We start from the raw sequence: 1,448 nt of genomic DNA, 5'->3' as shown, positions 1-1,448 counted from the left end.
GAATTCTATTACGCTTTTCCCCACCTAATACTTACGAAATCCTTCCATGCGCTTGCCCATTGAGATTTCGTAAGTACCTGGCCACCTAGACCTGATTGAAATGGCATTCCGGTATTCGACTATTTAACCTTATCGAAAATTCACCGGAATATAATGGAAAGCAGGACTACAGCTGCCTACGAGCACTGTTTCTGCGCTCCAAAAAAATAAACTTCGCAATGACTTACAAAGTTTAGAAAGGGAAGGAGCGGATGAATAACTTCGCAAGTCAGAAGCTTCTGAAATTCTATTACGATTTTCCCCACCTCATACTTACGAAATCCTTCCAGGCGCTTAGCCATTGAGATTTCGTAAGTGCCCATAAAACAAAAATCCTAAGTCTTAAACCGGAAATCCGACTCAAGACTTAGGACTAAAAGACTTTCGACTTTATAATTCTTATTTCCCAGCAGCTTTAGCGTGGTCGGCTAAAAATGTAGCTAAACCGCTATCTGTTAGTGGGTGTTTTAATAAACCTGCAATAGCAGCCAATGGTGCAGTAATTACATCAGCACCTAATTTAGCACAGTTAACGATGTGTAATGGTCCGCGGATTGATGCAGCTAAAATCTGAGTTTCGTAACCGTAGTTATCAAAAATAGTTCTGATATCTTCAATTAAAACCAAACCATCGCTAGAAATATCATCTAAACGGCCTAAAAACGGAGAAACATAAGTAGCTCCAGCTTTAGCAGCTAATAATGCCTGTCCGGCAGAAAAAATTAAAGTACAGTTTGTTTTAATTCCTTTTGACGAGAAATATTTAATGGCTTTAACACCATCTTTAATCATTGGTACTTTTACTACGATTTTCGGGTTTAAAGCGGCTAAAGCTTCACCTTCTTTAATAATCTCATCGAAAGTAGTAGCAATAACTTCAGCACTTACGTTATCATCAACAATATCGCAGATAGCTTTGTAGTGGTTAATTACATTTTGTTCGCCAGTAATACCTTCTTTCGCCATTAAGCTAGGGTTGGTGGTTACGCCATCTAAAATGCCAAGATCTTGCGCTTCTTTGATTTGATCAAGATTTGCTGTGTCAATAAAAAATTTCATGTTTATAAATTCTTAAATATTTGAGTTTCTATGATTGAACCCTGAAGAATTTAGTTCCCCCTTCAGGGGATTAAGGGAAAAGAAAAAAAAGGGCAAGCACCTTCTATCGCACCGCTACAACCTTCTACCCTTGCTGTGTTCCCACCCTGGGGGAGTTCAAAGGGAGCTGGTCGTAAAAGACTTGCCCGGCCACAAAGGTAGAAAAAGAAGTTGTTACACAAAATGCATTTTTGTATTTTTTTTCTCTTTTAGGCTATGTAGCTGATTAGTAAATTAATAAAATTAAAATGTGTATTTTTAGAAGTTAGCAGGAAATACAAGATAAATAATTTTTCAAGCATACTATTTAA

1 protein-coding gene and 1 other RNA gene are annotated in these 1,448 nt (G+C 37.4%); both read right to left on the bottom strand.

Annotated elements, in window-relative coordinates; genetic code table 11:
- Positions 1-438: 438 nt before the first annotated feature.
- The gene (gene fsa / locus AC1DND_RS27785) at positions 439-1,098 is read right to left on the bottom strand and encodes a fructose-6-phosphate aldolase (RefSeq protein ID WP_029274402.1); all 660 of its coding nucleotides are present in this window, start codon (positions 1,096-1,098) and stop codon (positions 439-441) included.
- A gap of 87 nt (positions 1,099-1,185) precedes the next feature.
- Positions 1,186-1,285: signal recognition particle sRNA small type (ffs, locus tag AC1DND_RS27780), an RNA gene on the bottom strand.
- Positions 1,286-1,448 lie beyond the last annotated feature (163 nt).

It is taken from the genome of Pedobacter sp. 01N416, assembly GCF_056399685.1.
This window is presented reverse-complemented; position numbering and strand designations above follow the sequence as displayed.

What these genes read in the sequence shown, in the direction of transcription:
- fsa (WP_029274402.1), bottom strand. Translation starts at nt 1,098, where the DNA reads ATGAAATTTTTTATTGACACAGCAAATCTTGATCAAATCAAAGAAGCG.